Genomic DNA, 18,125 nt, shown 5'->3' on the forward strand with positions numbered 1-18,125 from the left:
GGAACGTGCCGACCGATCCAGGAATCCGCCGGCTGGTGCTGGGTACGCTGCTCGCCGCCTTCCCCGGAACCAGCCCGCCCGGCTGGGCCCTCGACCTGCTCGCCGAGGGGCTGGCCGGGCACACCCTGTTCGGCCGGAACATCGACCACCCCGACCAGGTCGCCGCCACCACCGCCGCGCTGCGCCAGGCCCGGCCGGACGTGCTGATCGCGATCGACGAGGAGGGCGGCGACGTCACCCGGCTGGCGCACGCCACCGGCAGCCCCTATCCGGGCAACGCCGCGCTCGGCGCGGTGCACGACGTCGGGCTCACCGAGCGGGTCTACCACGCGATCGGCAACGACCTGGTGGCGGTCGGGGTCAACCTCGACCTCGCGCCCACCGTCGACGTCAACACCGCCGACGACAACCCGATCATCGGTACCCGGGCGTTCGGCGCCGACCCGGCCCGGGTCGCCGCGCACGCCGCCGCCGCGGTCACCGGGCTCCAGTCCGCCGGGGTGGCCGCCTGCGCCAAGCACTTCCCCGGGCACGGCGCCACGGTCGCCGACTCGCACCTCGAACTGCCCACCGTGGACGTACCGGTGGAGCTGCTCCGGGCCCGCGACCTGCCGCCCTTCGCGGCGGTGATCGACGCGGGCAGCAGGGCGATCATGACCGCCCACATCCGGGTGCCCGCGCTCACCGGGGACGACCCGGCCACCTTCAGCCCCGCCGTGCTGGGCGACCTGCTCCGGGGCGAATACGGCTTCACCGGGGTGGTGCTGACCGACGCGCTGGAGATGAGGGGTGCGGCGGTGGCCGCCGGTGGCGTCGGTCCGGGCGCGGTCCGGGCGCTGGCCGCCGGTGCGGACCTGCTCTGCATCGGCGCCCAGGTCGACGCCGAGCTGGTCGAGCTGGTGGTCGCGGAGATCGTCGCGGCCCTGGGCGACGGGCGCCTCGACCGGGCCCGGGTCGAGCAGGCCGCCGAGCGGACCGCCGCACTCGCCGCGTGGACCCGGGCCGTCGCGCCGGTCCGGGCCGCCGGAACAGATCTCGGGTACGCCGCCGCGCGCCGCGCCGTACGGGTCGAGGGGAGCCTCGACGGGCTCACCGCACCGCTGGTGGTGCAGCTCCTCGCCGCCTCCACCATCGCCGAGGGGCGGGTGCCGTGGGGGCTCGGGCCACACCTGAACGGCACCGAACAGCTCCGGGTCGTCGCCGCCGAGACCGACGCGGCCACGCTCCGGGACCGGGCCGCCGGACGCCCGATCGTGCTGGTCGGCCGGCACCTGCACCGGCTCCCCGGCGGACCCGAACTGGTCGAGGCGCTGGCCGGCAGCCATCCGGTGACCGTGGTGGAGATGGGTTGGCCCTCCGGCTGGCGCCCCGTGGGCGTACGCGCCTTCGTCACCACGTACGGCGCCAGCCACGCCAACGGTCGGGCCGCCGCCGAGGCCCTGCGCCTCGCTCCCTAGCCATATCTTGATCCATACCAGGTCAAATCCGCCGAACGGCCAGTTCGGACGAGGCCGCCGCAGGCTTGTCCGGGCTGGCACGCATACGTAGCGTTACCGGCACCGCCAACGGCGTCACCATCGGACCTCGGCCTGGGAGAGGACGCGGACCGTGGACCCCGGCGCGGGTCCACGGTTCGCGGATGACGCCCCCGGCGCGGGTCCACGGTCCCCGGACGACGCCCCGGGCGCGGGTCCACGGTCCCCGGATGACGCCCCGGGCGCCGGCCCACGGTCCGCGGATGACGCCCCGGACGCTCGCGTCCGGTGGACAGCACCCGGGCGGGGCCGCTTCGATCTCATTGACGAACGTCGGTGTGCGACCTATCGTGGATCGCAGGAAAGCGCTTTCCCGCCTCCGCCCGATCCGTACCGGCCACCCGGGCGGAGGCACCTCTCTCCGCCGAGCGCACCGCGCCCGCACCGCCCGTCCCCCGCCACGCCCGCGTCGCCCGGGTGGCGACGCGTACCGAGAAACCGAGAACCCAGATGACACCTCGACACCTCGGCGCCCCGCGCCCCGGACCCGTCGCCGGACCCGCCGCCCATCGGTCCCGTACCGCCCCGTCCCGTCCCGCCACCCGTCGCAGTCCGCTCGCCCGGCACCGGGGCAGGGTCGCCGCCGGCCTGGTCGGGGTACTCGGCCTGGCCCTGCCCGGTGCCGCCGGACCGGCCCAGGCCGGGGCGTACGACCGGACCGCCACGACGGGAAACGCGACGATCCTCTGTACGGACGCCCCGATCGGGTTCGCCTCGGTCAACGCCCTCGGCTTCAACGGCACCACCGGCGGCGCGGGCGGTCCGACGGTGACCGTGACCACGGCCGCCGCGCTGGAGGACTACGCCGGGCGGGCCGGGCCCTTCGTCATCCGGATCTCCGGTCGGATCCAGCTCGACGACATGGTGACCGTGGTGGCGAACAAGAGCATCCTCGGCGTCGGCAGCACCGCCGAGATCACCGGCGGCGGCCTCCAGATGGGCTCCACCACCCGGCCGGGCAACAACGTGATCATCCGGAACATCCGGTTCACCGGCGCCGAGGACGACTCGATCAGCGTCACCAACAAGGCCCACCACGTCTGGATCGACCACAACGACCTCTCCGACGGCTACGACGGGCTGCTCGACATCAAGCGGGAGTCGGACTACGTCACGGTCTCCTGGAACCGGTTCCACCAGCACAGCAAGTCGTCGCTGGTCGGGCACTCCGACACGTACACCGCCGACGTGGGGAAGCTGCGGGTGACGTACCACCACAACTTCTTCGACGGCACGGACCAGCGGCATCCCCGGGTGAGGTTCGCGGACCCGGTGCACGTCTTCAACAACTACTACCGGAACAACGCGCTCTACGGCATCGCCTCCACCGAGAACGCCGGCCTGATGGTCGAGGGCAACTACTTCGAGAACGTGGCCCACCCGATCTACGTCGGATACGACAAGAGCGGCCCCGGCCGGGTCGTCGAGCGCAACAACCTCTACGTCAACTCGGGCGCCCCGCAGACCGCCGGCACGGTGGTCGAGCCGCGCGGCTTCTATCCGTACACCGTGGACCCGCCGGCCAGCGTGCCGGGCACCGTGTCGGGCGGAGTCGGCGTGGGCAAGGTCTGCGGCTGAGCCGGACGGTCCGATTCAGACGGTCGCCGGGTCACGGGGACGTCGGCTGGTCCGCCCGCTCCAGCCCGTAGGCGGACCAGCCACGGTCGTCGAACCCGGCGGCCTCGGCGACCCGGGCCGAGGCGAGGTTGCCGGGATCGTGCAGGTAGGTCGGCACCGCACCCTCGTCCAGCACCCGGCGGGCCGCCTGCGCCACGAGCCGACGCGCCAGCCCCCGTCCCCGGCCCGCCGGCTCGGTGCCGACGGCGATCTCGTGCCCGTAGCCGTCGTGCCGCTTGATGCCCACCCCGGCGAGATAGCCGCCGTCCGAGTCCCGCACCACCAGCACCTCGCCGCCGAACGGCCGCAGCCACGGCGGCACCACCTCGTCCCCGGCGTCGACCCACTCACCGCCGTCCGGCAGCGGCGCCGGGGCGAGCGTGAAGCGGAACACCGCCCGGTAGCCCACCCAGCCGGGCAGGTCGAGCACGGTGGGGAGTTCGGCCAGCAGCGCCGCGACCGGCCGGGCACCGAGCGCGCGTACGGCGGCGACCCGGTCCGGCGGCACCGAGAGTACGACCCCGAGCGAGTTGCCGATCCCGACGACCGGATGCGGCTCGCCGTCCCAGCCCGGTTGGATCCGGCGCTCGGAGCCGACCACGTCCAGCGCCCCGCCGGCCGGCCACTGGCCCAGCCAGGTCACCAGATGGTGGTGCAGCCGCTGGTCGAGCATCCACCCGCCCCCGATCGCCCTCCGGCCCGACAGGCCCGCCCGGACATCCCGATGTCGACGAAGATTATCAATGGTCACCGACCCGCTGCCGCCGAGGTGGACGACCGGGCGACCCGACCGGCCGAAGTGGAGACCGCCGGATGTGGGGATCGCCGGGGCCTTTGATCAGCAGGCCAACCGCCCGGGAGCGGCCAAAAAGGTGATCTTCGTTCAAACCGGGGGTTGAGGCATCACACCGGGCGCTGCTAGCGTGCGCCGGGTACTCAAAGATCGTGGATGCGACCCAGGGCGCCCACGACGCCAGAACCTGGCGAGTAGTCGATCAATCGCCTCCGACCGGCACGGGACGGTGTAATGGGCTTTCGTGCTTCGCGCCTGCGTACCAAGGTTGTCGCCCTGCTGCTCACCCTCACCGCGCTCTGGGCGTTCGGCGCATGGGTGACGCTGCGCGACGGGTTCAACCTGGTCTGGGTGCAGACCCTGGAGGCCCAGGTGTACGCGCCGACCGAGCCGCTGATCCTGAACCTCCAGAACGAGCGGCGGCAGTCGCTGAGATATCTGGGCACGGTGCAGGCACCGGCCGGGGAAACGCTGGAGACCGAGCGCCGCAAGGTGCGCGCGGACGTGGCGATCTTCCGGGCCGAGACCGGGAAATGGTTCACCAGGCTGGCGGCGCGGCCGGAACTCGAACGACGGGTCGACGAGGCGCTGGCCAAGCTCGACGGGCTGACCGCCGTCCGGGAGGCGGTCGACGCCCGCCGCATCGACCGGCTGGCCGCCGCGCAGGCGTTCACCGACGCGATCGCGGCGATCTTCCGGATGTACGGCTCGTTGGGCAACCTCGACGCCGGTGACATCGACCGCCGCGTCGAGAACCTGATCAGGTTCACCAGGTCGCGAGAGCTGGCCTCCCAGGTCGACGCGCTGCTGGTCGGCGCGTACGCCGCCAACCGGATCAGCCCGGCCGAGCACACCCGGGTGATCCAACTGATCGGGACCGAGCGGCTGATCGCCGACGAGGCGATGGCCGAGCTGCCCCGGGCCGACCAGGAGCGCTACCGGCAGGCGCTCCAGCAGGGGCCACTCGCCCGGCTGCGCGCGGTCGAGGACCGGATAGTCCTGAATGGACGACCGAACGGCCGCCCCGCGGTATCGGCCGACGAGTGGCGGGGCACCATCGACCCCGGGCTACAGGAACTGCTCCGGTTGCAGATCGCCGGCGGTGACGAGGTGGTCAAGGCCGCCACCCCCGGCGCGATCGGGACCATCCTGCGGATGCTGGTGATGTCCATCCTCGGCCTGGTCGCCGTGGTCATCTCGGTGAACACCGCACGGTCGCTGGTGCGCCAGCTCGAAGGGCTCCGCCAGGCGGCGCTCAAGCTCGCCAACGAGCGGCTGCCGGACCTGGTCGGCCGGCTCGGCCGGGGCGAGACGGTCGACGTCGGCACGGACGCGCCGCCGCTGCGGGCCGGCCCGGACGAGATCGGGCAGGTGGCCCAGGCGTTCAACGTCGCTCAGGAGACCGCCGTACGCACCGCCGTGGAGCAGGCCGAGCTGCGCCGCAGCGTCCGGGACATCTTCCTCAGCCTGGCCCGGCGTACCCAGGCGCTGATCCACCGGCAACTCACCCTGCTGGACGCGATGGAGCGCCGGGAGAACGACCCCGAGGAGTTGGAGGACCTGTTCCGGGTGGACCACCTGGCCACCCGGATGCGCCGCAACGCGGAGAACCTGATCGTGCTCTCCGGCTCGACACCGGGCCGGGCCTGGCGGCGCAACGTCCCGATGATCGACGTACTGCGGGGCGCGGTCGCCGAGGTGGAGGACTACGCCCGGGTGACCGTACTCCCGGTCGGTGCCGTGGACCTCGCCGGCCGGGCGGTCGGCGACGTGATCCACCTGATCGCGGAGCTGGTCGAGAACGCGCTCTCCTTCTCTCCCCCGCACACCGCGGTGCAGGTCAGCGGTCAACTGGTCGCCAACGGCTACGCCGTGGAGATCGAGGACCGGGGCCTCGGCATGAGCAGCGACGACCGGGCCGCCGCCAACGAGCGGATCGCCACCCAGCACGAGTTCACCCTCACCGGCGGTGCCGCCCAGCTCGGCCTGTACGTGGTCAGCCGGCTCACCGAGCGGCACGGCATACGGGTCCGGCTGAAGGAGTCGCCGTACGGCGGCACCACGGCGGTGGTACTGCTCCCGTTGAACCTGATCACCGACCGCAGCGCGGAGGGTGAGCCGACCGCCGGCGCGATGCCGGTGGAGCGGCTCGCCGCGAGCGCGATCGGCGGCAGCGTACGCCGACCCGCCGTGCGGGAACTCGACCGGTCGCCGGAGCGGGAGTCGACGGGCCCGTCCGGTTGGGAGCCGGGTCGCGAGTCGGTGCAGCGTACGGGCCGGGAGCCCGGCGCGGATCCGGCGCAGGAGTCGCGCCGGGGACCCGAGTGGCCGAGCGCCGGAGGCTCGCTCGGCACACCGGGACGGCCGGCGGGCGCACCGCCGAAGCCGGACCTGGCACCACCGGCCCCGGACCTCGTACCCCGGAACTCCGGCCTGCCGCCCCTCGGGCTGGACCGAGGCTCCGCCCGGCCGCAGGCCGGCGCCGCGCCGGACGCCACGGCGTTCCCTGGGCCGGCCGGACCGGCGACACGGCCCGGACCCGTCTCCGGCGCCTCCGCGCCCGCACCGTCCGATGTGGTCGCCCCGGGACCCGGGCCGGTCCCCGGCGGCGCACCGGCGGCCGGTGGCGGGGCGTCCGCGTCGACCGGCTCCTCCGTGCCACCGGCCGGATCGGGCCGGGTGAGCGGATCGGCCTCGCTGACCCCGTCCGGGCTGCCGGTCCGGGTCCGGCAGGCGAACCTCGCCGCGCCGCTGCGCGACGGTGACGACCGGCCCGAACCGGAGCCGGCGGAGGAACAAGCCCCCCGTACTCCTGAACAGATCCGCCGGATGATGAGTTCCTATCAATCGGGCACCCGGCGCGGACGGTCCGACGCCGCGCGCCCGCTGGACGACGGTGGTGGCGCCACCGGCTCGGCTCCGCCCGAGGCGTGACCGTCATCGTCTCCGATGTGGAGAGTCACCGGTAGAGAGAGGGACCAACCCGTGCAGAAGACAGCGTCGAACCTCGACCTGACCTGGTTGCTCGACGACCTGGTCGGTCGGGTGAAACAGACCCAGCACGCCATCCTGCTCTCCGTCGACGGGCTGCTGATGGCCTCGTCGCGGGAGTTGGAGCGGGACGACGCGGAACACCTGGCCGCGGTGGCCTCCGGCGTGCAGAGCCTGGCCCGGGGTGCCGGCAAGCGGTTCGGCGGCGGGCCGGTGCAGCAGACCATCATCGAGATGCGCTCGGCGTTCCTGTTCGTGACCGCGGCCGGGCACGGCGCCTGTCTCGCCGTACTCGCGTCGGAGGACGCGGACGTCGGCCTGATCGCGTACGAGATGGCGATGCTGGTGACCCGGGCCGGTAAGTACCTCGCGTCGAGCAGCCGGGCACCTGACGCGCCGGTCCAGCGGCAGTGATCCCCGGCCATGACCGAGTACGAGGACCCGCCCGAGGTGCACTGGGTCGACGAGCACGCCGGCCCGGTGGTCCGGCCCTACGCGGTCACCCGGGGTCGGGCCCGGCCGGTGACCGGCAAGTTCGACCTGATCTCACAGGTGAGCACGGTACGGGCGGTCTCCGCCCGGGACGTCGGGCTCGGGCCGGAGCATCTGGCGATCGTCGCGCTCTGCCGTCGGCGGCTCTCGGTCGCCGAGGTGGCGGCGCACCTGGACCTGCCGCTCGGCACCATCCGGGTGCTCCTCGGTGATCTGCTCGAACGACAGCTCGTCCGGGTGTTCGAGCCGCGGCCGGCACCGGTCCTTACCGATGACAGCATCTTCGAACAGGTGATAAATGGGCTACGCGCACTCTGACGGTGCCGACCTGGCCGGGACGTCGAACGAACCGATGCCGACCGCCGTCAAGATCCTGATTGCCGGAGGCTTCGGCGTCGGCAAGACCACCATGGTCGGCGCGGTCAGCGAGACGCGTCCACTGCGGACCGAGGAACTCCTCACCGAGGAGGGGGTCAGCGTCGACGACCTCTCCGGGGTGGAGGCGAAGACCACCACCACGGTCGCGATGGACTTCGGCCGGATCAGCATCAACGACGACCTGGTGCTCTATCTCTTCGGCACGCCCGGGCAGGACCGGTTCTGGTTCGTCTGGGACGAGCTGGCGCTCGGTGCGCTCGGCGCGGTGGTACTCGCCGACACCCGGCGGCTGGCCGACTGCTTCCCGTCGGTCGACTACTTCGAGAAGCACGGCACGCCGTTCATCGTGGCGGTCAACTGCTTCGAGGGTGCCCGGCAGTACCAGCTCGACGAGGTGACCCAGGCGCTGAGCCTCGACCCGGGCGTACCGGTGGTGCTCTGCGACGCCCGGCGACGGGAGTCCGGCAAGGAGGTGCTGATCGCGGTGCTCGAACACGCGATGCGCAGCCACCGGGCGATGTCGGCGGCCAACGCCGGCTGAGCCACCGCCCAGGGGTCCGCGGTGCTGCGCTGCCCGGGCCCGAATCTGCCCCGCCGGCCGGAGCGTGCCGGCCGGCGGGAGCGACCGTCCCGGGTCGTCAGGTCGTGACCGGGGCGGTCAGAAGACGTACCGCTCGGCGAGGCCCTGGTAGTCGAACTGCTCGTCGGCCCCGAACCAGAGCTCGGACTCGTACTTCGCCTCGTCGACGCTGCCGGAGGCGTGCACCAGGTTGGCGATGGCCTTGCCGGTCGACTCGGCGTACGCCTTCGACATGTGCGCGAAGTCGCCCCGGATGGTGCCCGGTGCCGCCTGTCCCGGGAAGGTCGGGCCGATCATCCGGCGGACGTTCGCCACCGCCTCGACGCCCTCCAGCAGCAGCGCCACCACCGGCCCCTTCTGCATGTAGCTGGCCGTGGCGTCGTAGACGCCCTTGCCGTACCGCTCCTCCAGGTCGAAGTAGTGCCGGCGGGTGAAGTCGGCGTCCATCTGCTTCATCTTGATGCCGACGATCTTCAGTCCGGCGTCCTCGAAGCGCTGCACCAGGCGTCCGGTCAGCCCGCGCGCGACCGCGTCGGGCTTGAGCAGGACAAGAGTACGTTCTATGGCCGCCACCGCGTGGCCCCTTCCTCGATCATCTGGTCGGGCCCCACGAGCTGGACGGCTGGCAGCCCGACACCTCGTCGGGCGCCCGTTCCAGCGACAGGCCGCTGGGATCACGATAGTAGTCGGCCCGGTTCGCCCGACTCGGCGCTACCGCCCGGTCGCCGGCCCGGTCTGGCCGGCGGCGGCCAGCGGGGTCTGCCGGTAGCTGAGCCGGCGGAGCAGCACCTCGGCCGGGCCGCGCCGCCCGGCCCGGCGCATCAGTTCGGCGAGCAGCACGGTGCCGAGCCAGACGCCGAGGGCCACCGCCGAGGCGCCGGCGTCGCCGAGCCGCCCGCCGAGGCCGGCGGCCCAGGGCGAGAAGAGCGCCACGAACGCCACCGACTGGAGCAGGTAGCAGGTCAGCGAGCGCTGCCCGCAGGCGGCGAGCGCGGTGGCGATCCGGCCGGGCACGGCACGTACGGCCGCGATCCGGTACGCGACCAGTCCGGCCAGCGCGGCGTAGCCGAGGCCGGCGCCGATGCCGGTCACGCTGTGCAGCACGTACGCCGGTACGGCGGTGGCGGCGCTCCAGTCCGTCCAGATCCGGCTGTCGATCAGCGCCAGCGGGGTACCGCCGAGGACCGCGAGGCCGATCCCGCCGAGCGCGACCCGGGTCAGCAGTCGCCGGTGCCGGCCGGGCTCGTCGAGCAGCCGGCGCCGGGCGGCCCAGATGCCGAGCAGCAGCGGGGTGACCACGTCCAGCGCCAGCATCGGGGCGAGCACCGCCCAGGTGCCGACCCGGGGACCGATCGCGGCGAGCGGGGACTCGGCGTCGGTCGGCAGTGGCGTCGAACCGTTCTCGATGATTCCGAGCGGCGGGATGACGGCGACGGCGACGAAGACCAGCGTCCAGAGGCCGGCGACCCAGAGCAGGGTACGGTCCCGGGCCCGGAGCATGCCGACCAGCACCAGCCCGAGCAGGCCGTAGGTGGCGAGGATGTCGCCGAAGAAGAGCAGCAGCGCGTGGACGAAGCCGAAGGCGATCAGCCAGCGGCTGCGTCGCCGCAGCAGGCCGCGTACCTGCGGCCAGTCGGCGCCGGACGCGGCGCGCCGGTCGGCCAGCCGGACCATGCCGTAGCCGAAGAGCGCGGCGAACATCGGCAGCGCGCGGCCGTCCACCAGCAGTACCTGGAGGCCGGCGACCACCCGGTCGAGGGTGCCGCCGTCGGTGCTGTAGCCGCGGAACAGGGTCTCGTGGCCGTAGAGGTACATGTGGGCGTGGGCCAGCGCGATGAGCAGCAGCATCGTCCCCCGGGCGAGGTCGGGGGCGAGGGAGCGGGCGGCCGGTGACCCGGGCGGGCGGGGTGGGGCGGCGAGGTCGGTGCGGCCGGAGAGGCTGGACATTACTTTCCCCCGATGGTCCAGGAATGTGGGCACGGCAGCTCGCGACGACCGGAGATCGCCCGGTGGGCGGCAGAATCATCCGGGTCGACTGCGATGATTAGCTACGCATCCGTATCTAACATTCTGAAGATAAGATACGCAAGCGTTTCTTAGTTGAGAGGCAGCATGCGCGAGAAGGAAGCCGGCCCGGAGCCGGAGCGGCGTACCCGGCGACGCGGCGACGAGCTGATCCGGGCCATCCACGCCGCCGTCCTCCGCCAGGTGACCGAGGTCGGCGTCGGCGGACTGACCATGGAGGGGATCGCCAAGGAGGCCGCCACCGCCAAGACCTCGCTCTACCGGCGCTGGTCGTCCCCGCGCGAACTGCTGCTCGACGCGCTGCACGAGGCACACCCGCAGGAGGTGCCGTCCCCCGGCGCCGACGACCTACGCGGCGACCTGATCCGGGCGCTGCGCCAGCTCGTCGCCTGGATGGTCACCCCGGCCGCCACCGCCGTGGTGGCGATCCTGATGGAGCGGCACCGCCATCCCGACCTGGTGGCGTCGCTGTACACCCGGGTCTTCGACGCCCGGGGTGGCACCTTCACCAGTACGGTGCTGCGGCACTACGCCAGGCAGGGTCAGCTCGATCCCGCGCTGCTCACCCCGGTGGTGATGGACATCGGCGAGGCGCTGGTGCTCAAGTACGGCACCGACAACGACCACCTGCCCGGCGACGAGGTGCTCGCCGCCATCGTCGACCAGGCGATCCTGCCCGCCGTCGGCATCGGCCCGGCCGGTCACCGGCCCGATCCGGTGGGCGGGGTCAGAACTGCCGCACCACCGGGATGACGTCGGTGCCGAACCGTTCCAGTACGTCCAGTCGGGGCAGTTGCGGCGCCGCCCCGATCGCCACGTCGAAGCCGAGGTCGTGCAGCCGGCGCAACTCGTCGAGGAGTTGGGTGGTCTTCTCGCCGTTCTCCCCGACGTCCATGAACTGGTAGACGGTCTTGGTGATCTCGGCGTAGTCCCGGCCCTCCCGCTCGCAGTGCTCCCGCAGGACGGCCAGTTTGTGCTCCAGTTCCGGGGTGTTGAACAGGTTGCACGCCTGGGCGTACCTGGCGACCAGCCGCAGGGTCTTCTTCTCCCCGCCACCGCCGATCATGATCGGCGGGTGGGGCCGGGTCAGCGGCTGCGGCGAGTTCAGCAGCCGCTCGGCCCGGACGTGCCTGCCGTGGAACGGCCCGTCGCCGTCGGACCACATCTGGAGTACGTACCGCAGGGTCTCTTCGAGCAACTCGAAGCGCTCGGCGAGCGGCGGGAACGGAATGCCGAGCCCCCGGGACTCCTCGGCGTTCCAACCGGCGCCGATGCCGAGCATCGCCCGCCCGCCGGAGAGGACGTCCAGGGTCGTCACGATCTTGGCGAGCAGTCCCGGCTGCCGGTGGTGCACCCCGGTGATCAGGGTGAGCAGGGTGGCCCGCTCGGTGTGCGCGGCCAGGAAGCCCAGCGTGGTGTACGCCTCCAGCATCTCCGCCTCGGGCGGGCCGACCGTCTCGATCTGGAAGAAGTGATCCATCAGGGCCAGGTACTCGAACCCGGCCTGGTCGGCCGTACGCGCCACGGCGGCCAGGTCGGCGCCGAGCCCGGCCGGCCCGTTCGGCCAACTCATGTTGGGGATCTGTAGGCCAAGCCGCATGGCGCCGGTCGTCTCCTCTCGATATGTCACACCTGGTCGGATTCGACATATCCACCGCCACCCTAACCGCGCAGCACCCACCGGCGGACCGGTTCCCGGCCGGCGCGCCCGGCAGGTCGCGGCCGGTCGCCGCCGAACCACCGCCGTCCGGCGCGGCTCCTCGTCGGTCGGGAACCGCCATCCGGGCGGCTCCTCGTCAGGCGGGAACCGCCGCCGGCCACGCACCGTCCATCCTCGTCGGCCCGTCGGTCGAGCACCGGGAAGTGCCCGGGAACCGACCGGGACGGCGGGTGGGCGGATCTTGACTGCCCGGCCCGGGGCGGACGGTGTGACCGGCACCCCGGTCCGGGCCGGCCGGGGGCTCAGCTCCGCTCGGGGACGGTCATCTCGCCGAGAATCGACCAGTCGTCCTGCGGAATCGTGGTGTTGACGATCTTCGGCGTCTCGGCGAGGTACGTCGGCAGGCTCTGCTGCGCCTGCCGGAAGTGCTCGGACCGCACGTGCGCGGCGCCCGCCTCGCCGTCCCGGAACGCCTCGACCAGCACGTACTCGTTCGGGTCGTCGAGGCTGCGCGACCACTCGAACCAGAGGCAGCCCGGCTCGGCCCGGGTAGCCCGGGTGAAGTCGCCCGACACCTCGGCCCACCTGTCGGCATAGTCCGGCAGCACTCGGAACTTCGCGGTGATAAAGATCATCTGGACCTCCTCGTACGCTGGTCTGGCCCTGCGACCGGCCTCGCGCCCGCAGATCCTAGTGCCCCCGGCGCCGTACGCCCACTTGTTGCCGATCGCGGCCTTCCTCCGGATATAACCGGCATCCCGCCGACCCCTCGACAGAGCCGCGCCAAACCACGCGCCGACCAGGGTCCCGCCGGAGGCGGCACGGGCTAGGCTTTCCCGCGTGATCGAGGTGGACGACTCCGGAGCCGACGAACGGCTGCGCCGAATCGAGGCGGTGACCGATTCCGCGCTGTCCCGACTCGGCGTGGAGGACCTGCTCGACGAACTGCTCGCCCGGGTCTGCGGCCTGCTCCAGGTCGACACGGCCGCGATCCTGCTGCTCGACCAGCACGCCCAGCAGCTCGTCGCCACCGCCGCGAAGGGGTTGGAGGAGGAGGTCCAGCAGGGTTTCCGGATCGCCGTCGGCCGGGGATTCGCCGGCCGGGTCGCCCAGGACCGGCAGCCGGTCGTGCTCCCACAGGTCACCCCGGCCGAGGTGGTCAACCCGATCCTGCACCGCAAGGGCATCCGGTCGATGCTCGGCGTACCCATGTTCGCCGGCTCGGAACTGGTCGGCGTCATACACGTCGGCACCCTCACCCCGCGTCAGTTCAGCGCCGACGACGTCCGGCTGCTGCAACTCGTCGCCGACCGGGCGAGCCTGGCCAGCCAGGCCCGGATGGGCAACATCGACCGGACCGCCGCGCTCGCCCTGCAACGCAGCCTGCTGCCGACCCGGTTACCGGAGGCGACCGGCGTCGACATGGCCGCCCGGTACGTCCCCGGTCACCACACCGGCGTCGGCGGCGACTGGTACGACGTCTTCACCCTCCCCTCCGGCTGGCTCGGCATCGTGGTCGGCGACGTCTCCGGGCACGGCCTCGCGGCGGCCGTGGTGATGGGACGGCTACGCAGCGCCCTGCGGGCCTACGCACTGGAGTGCGACGACCCCGCCGACGCGCTGACCCGACTCGACCTCAAGATCCAGCACTTCGAGGCGGGAAAACTGGCCACCGTGCTCTACACGCTGGTCAGCCCCGACCGGACGCACTTCCGCGTCTCGCTCGCCGGACACCTGGCGCCGATGATGGCCCGGCCCGGGCACGAGGTCCACACGGTGGCCGTCCCCGTCGACCTGCCGCTCGGTACCGGCCGCCCCACCCCCCGCCGCAGCACCGCCGTGGAGCTTCCGGCGGGCGCCCTGCTGGTCTGCTACACCGACGGGCTCGTCGAACGCCGGAACGAACTCATCGACGTCGGGCTGGACCGGCTGCGCGCCGCGATCGAGCCCGGACCCGCCGAGACGGTCTGCGCGACGATCATGGCCGCCCTCGGCGTCGAACAGCCGGCCGACGACGTGGCGCTGCTGGCACTGCGCCGCGCCCCGCTCGCCGGATAGCCCCCGGCCGACCCCGCCCCGGCCCACCGACCGGCCCGGCCGGGATCCAGCGCCAGGACACGGACCGGCCCAGCGAGATTGACCGGCCAGGACGCCGGACCCGCCCAGCCGGGTCCACCGGCCAGAACCCGGACCCGCCAGCCGCGACCCACCGGCCGGGACGCGGACCGGTCACCGCACCGCGCGCGCAGCGGTTGCAGCCGCTCAGAGCGGCGGCAGGCCGAGGGCCTCGTCGACCCGGCCCAGCACGGCGACATCGTCCGCGTTCACACCCCGGAGCAGGTCGATCGCGGTCGCCCGGATCTGGCCCACGATCATGATGATCGGCAGCGGAGGATTCCGGGTGAGCAGCCGCCCGGCGGTGCGTACCGCGTCCAGGGCGGCGGTGTCGGTCCGTTCGGCGTACCGGTCGGCCGCCTCGTCCTGCCCGCTCAGGTCGGCGGCGAACGCCTCACCGGCACAGCGCATCGCCTCGGCCAGCAACCGCAGCGCCTCGGCCAGTTCCGGCGGGCTGGCCACCGGCAGCCGGGTCAGCGCCACCCCGGCTCGGGCCAGTACCCGCAGGTTGCGTACCGCGTAGTCGACCTGCCGGCTGGACGCGTCGAGCGCGTGTACCCGCCCGATGTGCCGGCGCCGCCGTACGTGCAGCCGCAGCGCCTCCCCGGCGGCCAGTACCGCCGTCTGGAGCCGCTCCACGGCGGCGTCCAGCCGGCGGGCCCGGTGCAGCGCGGCGAGCGCGGCCGGCTCGTCGCGGCGGTCGAGCGCCTCGCTGATCTCGGTGAGCAGCTCCGCCAGCGCGACGAAGGTCTGGCGCGACTCGGCCAGCAGCGGAGCGAGCGGCTGCCGGGCGCTGGCCAGCTGGCTCGCCACCAGGGCCACCACCCCGCCGATCAGCGCGTCGACGAACCGGAACGGCACCAGCGCGTCGGTCGTCGGCGGCACCGTCACCAGATAGAGGGCGGAGACCGTGGCCTGCACCACGGAGACGTTGCTCGCGCCGATCGCCGTGGCGAGCGCGACGGTCAGCAGTACGACGGTGAGGACCGTCCAGGTGGTCCGGCCGAGGGCCTGCACCACGAGGTCGGCGACGAGTACCCCGGCGGCGACCCCGAGCACCACCTCCACGGCCCGGCGCATCCGCTGGCCCCGGGCCTGGCCCAGCACGATCAGCGCGGCCGCCGGGGCGAAGAAGGGCTGCGGGTGGCCGAGCACCGCCGCCGCGATCGCCCAGGAGACGGTGGCGGCCAGCGTCGCCTCGACCATCGGCAGCCAGCCCTGGCGCAGCCGGGCGGCAGCCGGCCGGAGCCATCCCACCGGAGAACACCTCGTCCCTCGCTCTTCGACGACAACGGCGCGCAGCTGCGATCGTTTCCCGCACGATATCCGCTGACCGGGTCGCCTCCGGTGCTGGTGCCCGCCGTCGCCGGCCATCCGATCGGTCCGACGGACCGCGCGGGCGGCGCGGCGGGCCGGGGGCCGGGGACGGTGTCCGGGGCGGGTAGCGTCCTCCGGTGTGACCGGTGTCCCGCACTCGCACTGCTCGTACTGCGGCACCGCCTATTCGGTGCTCACCTGGCCCCGGGTCTGCGCGCACTGCGGCCAGACCACCTGGCGCAACCCGTCCCCGGTGGCGCTGGCGATCCTGCCGGTGCTGACCGCCGACGGCATCGGCGTGGTGGTGCAGCGCCGTGACATCGAACCGGGCCGGGGGCGGCTGGCGCTGCCGGGCGGGTTCATCGACTACGGCGAGGACTGGCGCGACGCGCTGGTCCGGGAACTCCGCGAGGAGACCGGCCTGGTCGCCGACGCCCGGACGGCGGAACTCTACGCGGTGCACAGCGCCCCGGCGGGTGGCACGATCCTGATCTTCGGCGTACTGCCGGCGCGGCCGGCCGACTCGCTGCCGCCCTCGGCACCGGCCGAGGAGGCCACCGAGTGGCTGGTGCTCACCGAGCCGGCGGAGCTGGCGTTCGCCACCCACACCCAGGTGCTGGCCGAGTTCCTGGCCGCCAACCGGCCGTCCGGACCGGCCGACCCGCTCCCGCCGCTGGCCGGCGACTGAGCCCCGACCGGCCAGCGGCTGAGCCCCGGGCCGGCCAGCGACCGAGCCCCGAGCCGTCCAGCGACTAAGCCCTGGCCGTCCGGCGGCTGAGCCCGGTGGCCGGCGCGGGTTCAGCCGTCGCCGAGCGCGGCCCGGACGATGGCAGCCGCCAACTCCCGGGTCGCCTCGGGGGTGATCTCGCCCGGCGCGCTGCTGACCAGGGTGAAGAGCGCTCCGCCGTAGAGCGCGACGAGGGTCGGCACGGCTTCCGGCGGGATTGCCAGGTCGAGGTCGGCGTGGTGCCCGGCGGTGACCGAGACGGAGCGCTGAAGCAGTCCGCGCAGCGCGTCGGCGAGGACCGGCCGGCGCAGGCTCTCCAGCCGGAGTTCGAAGATCGCCAGGTAGCGGTCCCGGTGCACGGTGGCGGCGGTGAGCAGCGACCCGGCGATCAGCTCCACCGCGCGCTCGCGGGTCTCCGTCGAGGGGGTCGGCCGGTACGCCGCCCCGGCCGCGTCCATGTCGGCGTAGTGCAGCTCGCCGACCCGGTCCGCCGCCGCGACCAGCAGCGCCTCCCGGCTGCGGAAGTAGTTGGAGGCCGTACCCGGGGGCAGGCCGGCCCGTTTCTCGACCGCGCGGTGGGTGACCCCGTGCACCCCGGTCTCGGCCAGCAGGGCGATGGCGGCGTCGGCGAGTTCGGCCCGGCGACGTTGGTTGGGTGGTGGCACCTCCCGATCGTATGCCAATATGCGTAGTACAACGATCGTAGTGAACGGGGTGTGTCATGCACGTGATCATCGTCGGCGCCGGCATCGGCGGACTCGCCCTGGCGAACGGCCTGCTGGCCGACGGCCACCGGGTCCGGGTCCTCGAAAGGGCACCCGGGCCGCGTACCGACGGCGCGGCGGTGACCGTCTTCGGCAACGGCGCGGCGGCGGCCGCCCAGCTCGGCGTACCCCTGGACGGGCTCGGCGGCGAGGTCGAGACGCTCAAGTTCTGCACCCCGGACGGGCGACCCTTCGCCCGCGCGGACCTGCGAGATGCCCGCCGGCACACCGGCTTCGGGGTGGCGACCGTGCCACGCGCCGCCATCCTCGAACGGTTCGCCGCAGCGCTGCCGCCGGAGACCGTCCGGTACGGCCACGACGTTTCCGACCTCCGGGTCGGACCCGACGGCGTGACCGTCGCCGGGGAGTCCGCGGACGTACTGGTCGGTGCCGACGGCTACCGCTCCGTGGTCCGCCGGACCGTGCTGGACTCCGAACCCGCGACCCGGAACGGCTGGGTGAGCTGGCAGGGACTGACCAGGGCGCTACCCGAGCTGGCCGGTGACGTGCACGCCCGCTGCCTGGTCGGTCCGGCCGGACTCTGCGGGCTGATGCCGGCCGGCGCCGGCCTGCTCCAGTGGTGGTTCGACGTGCCCGAACCGGCACCGGACGACCGCCCCGTACTGGAGTGGCTGCGAACCCGGTTCGCCTCCTACGCCGAGCCGGTCGGCGAGTTGCTGGCCGGGCTCACCGGGTCGGACGTGCAGGCGTACCCGCACGTGCTGCACCGGGTGCCGGCACGCTGGGGAACCGGCCCGTCGACCCTGCTCGGCGACGCGGCGCACGCGTTCCCGCCGTCCCAGGCCCAGGGCGCCAACCAGGCGCTGGAGGACGCCTGGCTGCTCCGCCGCGCACTGGGTACCCCGGGCGACCCGGCCGCCGCGCTGCGCCGGTACGAGCGGATCCGCAGCCGCCGGGTACGCCGGATCTCCCGGCTGGCGGCGAGCGAGGTCACCAACCGGCCGCCCGGAGCGCTGACCCGGCTCGCCGGCCGGCTGCTCACCCCCGCGCTGACCGGACGGCTGCACCTGGCGTCGATCCGGCGGTGCAGCAGCGTCCTGAACGACGACCGCCTCTGAGCCGCGCCGCCGACCGGCTGCCCCGGCCGGCGGAGCATCGCCCGACGCGGCG

17 protein-coding genes are annotated in these 18,125 nt (G+C 73.4%); 10 read left to right on the plus strand and 7 right to left on the minus strand.

Translation table 11 applies throughout. The features are described 5' to 3' along the window. The first annotated feature begins 5 nt into the window (after positions 1 to 5). Both C6361_RS25920 and C6361_RS25925 read left to right on the plus strand, forming a co-directional pair. A complete protein-coding gene (locus C6361_RS25920) occupies positions 6 to 1,457 on the plus strand; it encodes a glycoside hydrolase family 3 N-terminal domain-containing protein (protein ID WP_107269285.1) in 1,452 nt (483 codons plus the stop codon). A 528-nt stretch (positions 1,458 to 1,985) separates the two neighbouring features. Next, a complete protein-coding gene (locus tag C6361_RS25925) occupies positions 1,986 to 3,113 on the plus strand; it encodes a polysaccharide lyase family 1 protein (protein ID WP_199853081.1) in 1,128 nt (375 codons plus the stop codon). Positions 3,114 to 3,144: 31 nt separating this feature from the next. Here C6361_RS25925 and C6361_RS25930 read toward each other — a convergent pair whose 3' ends face one another. Continuing rightward, complete coding sequence (locus C6361_RS25930; protein WP_107269286.1) at positions 3,145 to 3,825, minus strand: GNAT family N-acetyltransferase; 681 nt, start codon at positions 3,823 to 3,825, stop codon at positions 3,145 to 3,147. A 354-nt stretch (positions 3,826 to 4,179) separates the two neighbouring features. On the opposite strand from C6361_RS25930, the gene C6361_RS25935 reads away from it, so the two are divergent. The 4 genes from C6361_RS25935 to C6361_RS25950 are packed head-to-tail and all read left to right on the plus strand — an operon-like array spanning position 4,180 to position 8,347. After that, positions 4,180 to 6,879, plus strand: coding sequence for a sensor histidine kinase (locus tag C6361_RS25935; protein WP_107269287.1), 2,700 nt, complete (start codon positions 4,180 to 4,182; stop codon positions 6,877 to 6,879). Between the two features lie 51 nt (positions 6,880 to 6,930). Further along, positions 6,931 to 7,350, plus strand: coding sequence for a roadblock/LC7 domain-containing protein (locus C6361_RS25940; RefSeq protein ID WP_199853082.1), 420 nt, complete (start codon positions 6,931 to 6,933; stop codon positions 7,348 to 7,350). A 9-nt stretch (positions 7,351 to 7,359) separates the two neighbouring features. Then, positions 7,360 to 7,746, plus strand: coding sequence for a DUF742 domain-containing protein (locus C6361_RS25945; protein ID WP_107258282.1), 387 nt, complete (start codon positions 7,360 to 7,362; stop codon positions 7,744 to 7,746). Next, a complete protein-coding gene (locus tag C6361_RS25950) occupies positions 7,727 to 8,347 on the plus strand; it encodes an ATP/GTP-binding protein (RefSeq protein WP_107269288.1) in 621 nt (206 codons plus the stop codon). The genes C6361_RS25945 and C6361_RS25950 overlap by 20 nt, the downstream gene beginning before the upstream one ends. Positions 8,348 to 8,464: 117 nt before the next feature. Here C6361_RS25950 and C6361_RS25955 read toward each other — a convergent pair whose 3' ends face one another. Both C6361_RS25955 and C6361_RS25960 read right to left on the minus strand, forming a co-directional pair. Continuing rightward, on the minus strand, positions 8,465 to 8,959 hold the full coding sequence (locus C6361_RS25955; RefSeq protein ID WP_107269289.1) for a nucleoside-diphosphate kinase: 495 nt from the start codon (positions 8,957 to 8,959) through the stop codon (positions 8,465 to 8,467). Between the two features lie 138 nt (positions 8,960 to 9,097). Further along, positions 9,098 to 10,366 carry a DUF418 domain-containing protein gene (locus C6361_RS25960; RefSeq protein WP_234359001.1) on the minus strand — a complete coding sequence of 423 codons (1,269 nt, stop codon included), beginning with the start codon at positions 10,364 to 10,366 and terminating at the stop codon, positions 9,098 to 9,100. A gap of 132 nt (positions 10,367 to 10,498) precedes the next feature. Here C6361_RS25960 and C6361_RS25965 point away from each other — a divergent pair, with 132 nt between their 5' ends. Next, positions 10,499 to 11,164 carry a TetR/AcrR family transcriptional regulator gene (locus tag C6361_RS25965; protein ID WP_107269291.1) on the plus strand — a complete coding sequence of 222 codons (666 nt, stop codon included), beginning with the start codon at positions 10,499 to 10,501 and terminating at the stop codon, positions 11,162 to 11,164. Here the strand turns inward: C6361_RS25965 and C6361_RS25970 are convergent. Both C6361_RS25970 and C6361_RS25975 read right to left on the minus strand, forming a co-directional pair. Continuing rightward, a complete protein-coding gene (locus tag C6361_RS25970; protein WP_107269292.1) occupies positions 11,139 to 12,011 on the minus strand; it encodes an LLM class F420-dependent oxidoreductase in 873 nt (290 codons plus the stop codon). The genes C6361_RS25965 and C6361_RS25970 overlap by 26 nt on opposite strands. A gap of 362 nt (positions 12,012 to 12,373) precedes the next feature. Then, the gene (locus tag C6361_RS25975) at positions 12,374 to 12,706 is read right to left on the minus strand and encodes a putative quinol monooxygenase (RefSeq protein WP_107269293.1); all 333 of its coding nucleotides are present in this window, start codon (positions 12,704 to 12,706) and stop codon (positions 12,374 to 12,376) included. Positions 12,707 to 12,911: 205 nt separating this feature from the next. Here C6361_RS25975 and C6361_RS25980 point away from each other — a divergent pair, with 205 nt between their 5' ends. After that, positions 12,912 to 14,129: a PP2C family protein-serine/threonine phosphatase gene (locus C6361_RS25980; RefSeq protein ID WP_234359005.1), complete on the plus strand. Its 1,218-nt coding sequence runs from the start codon at positions 12,912 to 12,914 to the stop codon at positions 14,127 to 14,129. A 204-nt stretch (positions 14,130 to 14,333) separates the two neighbouring features. On the opposite strand, the gene C6361_RS25985 is transcribed toward C6361_RS25980, so the two are convergent. Further along, positions 14,334 to 15,443 (minus strand): aromatic acid exporter family protein, encoded by a 1,110-nt coding sequence (locus C6361_RS25985; RefSeq protein ID WP_234359007.1) that lies wholly within the window; start codon positions 15,441 to 15,443, stop codon positions 14,334 to 14,336. Between the two features lie 199 nt (positions 15,444 to 15,642). Between C6361_RS25985 and C6361_RS25990 the strand changes: the two genes are divergently transcribed. Next, positions 15,643 to 16,191, plus strand: a complete 549-nt coding sequence (locus C6361_RS25990) for an NUDIX domain-containing protein (protein ID WP_107269295.1) — start codon at positions 15,643 to 15,645, stop codon at positions 16,189 to 16,191. A gap of 110 nt (positions 16,192 to 16,301) precedes the next feature. On the opposite strand, the gene C6361_RS25995 is transcribed toward C6361_RS25990, so the two are convergent. Further along, positions 16,302 to 16,895: a TetR/AcrR family transcriptional regulator gene (locus C6361_RS25995; RefSeq protein WP_107269296.1), complete on the minus strand. Its 594-nt coding sequence runs from the start codon at positions 16,893 to 16,895 to the stop codon at positions 16,302 to 16,304. Positions 16,896 to 16,951: 56 nt separating this feature from the next. Between C6361_RS25995 and C6361_RS26000 the strand changes: the two genes are divergently transcribed. Next, the gene (locus C6361_RS26000) at positions 16,952 to 18,073 is read left to right on the plus strand and encodes an NAD(P)/FAD-dependent oxidoreductase (protein ID WP_107269297.1); all 1,122 of its coding nucleotides are present in this window, start codon (positions 16,952 to 16,954) and stop codon (positions 18,071 to 18,073) included. Positions 18,074 to 18,125: the final 52 nt, after the last annotated feature.

The organism is Plantactinospora sp. BC1 (assembly GCF_003030345.1).
Taxonomy (GTDB): Bacteria; Actinomycetota; Actinomycetes; order Mycobacteriales; family Micromonosporaceae; genus Plantactinospora.

Bases quoted from the DNA above. Each gene is read 5' to 3' on its own strand.
- C6361_RS25925 (WP_199853081.1), top strand. From the start codon at position 1,986: ATGACACCTCGACACCTCGGCGCCCCGCGCCCCGGACCCGTCGCCGGA.
- C6361_RS25930 (WP_107269286.1), bottom strand. From the start codon at position 3,825: ATGCTCGACCAGCGGCTGCACCACCATCTGGTGACCTGGCTGGGCCAG.
- C6361_RS25935 (WP_107269287.1), top strand. From the start codon at position 4,180: ATGGGCTTTCGTGCTTCGCGCCTGCGTACCAAGGTTGTCGCCCTGCTG.
- C6361_RS25945 (WP_107258282.1), top strand. From the start codon at position 7,360: ATGACCGAGTACGAGGACCCGCCCGAGGTGCACTGGGTCGACGAGCAC.
- C6361_RS25950 (WP_107269288.1), top strand. From the start codon at position 7,727: ATGGGCTACGCGCACTCTGACGGTGCCGACCTGGCCGGGACGTCGAAC.
- C6361_RS25965 (WP_107269291.1), top strand. From the start codon at position 10,499: ATGCGCGAGAAGGAAGCCGGCCCGGAGCCGGAGCGGCGTACCCGGCGA.
- C6361_RS25970 (WP_107269292.1), bottom strand. From the start codon at position 12,011: ATGCGGCTTGGCCTACAGATCCCCAACATGAGTTGGCCGAACGGGCCG.
- C6361_RS25975 (WP_107269293.1), bottom strand. From the start codon at position 12,706: ATGATCTTTATCACCGCGAAGTTCCGAGTGCTGCCGGACTATGCCGAC.
- C6361_RS26000 (WP_107269297.1), top strand. From the start codon at position 16,952: ATGCACGTGATCATCGTCGGCGCCGGCATCGGCGGACTCGCCCTGGCG.